This is a genomic window from Salinimicrobium oceani (genome assembly GCF_012037645.1).
This window is the reverse complement of the sequence record NZ_JAAVJR010000183.1, coordinates 1-650: the sequence shown is the minus strand read 5'-3', so window position 1 is coordinate 650 and position 650 is coordinate 1. Positions and strand designations below refer to the sequence as shown.

The 650-nt window shown below is 38.3% G+C and carries 1 protein-coding gene; it reads right to left on the bottom strand.

The window, feature by feature from the left end:
• Window positions 1–485 (bottom strand): DUF4369 domain-containing protein (locus tag HC175_RS16145; protein ID WP_168139428.1); only part of this gene is annotated, 485 nt, incomplete at its 3' end.
• Between the last annotated feature and the right edge of the window lie 165 nt (window positions 486–650).

Here is a 650-nt window from a genome sequence, read left to right as displayed (position 1 = left end):
TACTTGTTCGTAAAATCTATGTTCACAATATATTGTTCCTGCTGCGCCTCCAGGTTCTTCCGGATCAAATCCAGGTTCCTTTTATTGAACGTCTGGATCATGGTTTGATACTCGGTGTATTTTTTCTGATTTTTAGATCCTTCAACAATTGCGTCTGTTTCAAAATTCTTTAAAGTAGTATTTATGACCATTTCTCCGGGTTCAGCAAAGAACATGATCCTGTCATCATAAATACTGTTGTCCTTCTTGTTTAGGTAGAGGTACATTACCTGAGTACCTTCAGTGTAAGTATCGAAAATAAAGTTTTCATTTCCATTGACCACCACAGAATCTATGGTCACCAGGGTAGTATCTTCAATTTTCTGAAGGTAAAGAGTACCTTTTTTTAATCCCTGTACTTTTCCTTCAATGTGAAGGTTTGTCTCTTCGGTAGAACAAGCTACAAGCAGGGTGAGGGCAGCAATAAATAATCCTATTCTTTTCATGTTCATGTTTGATAAAATGCGGGCAAAGATGCTAAAAAAATTAATGTTCAGGTTATCCTCCGGCGGCTATTTGCATTAAAATCGTACTTAAAATAGCTCCGTAAGTTCCCACCACGTACCCAAAAACGGCAAGAAGTACACCAACTGTCGCCAGCGATGGATGAA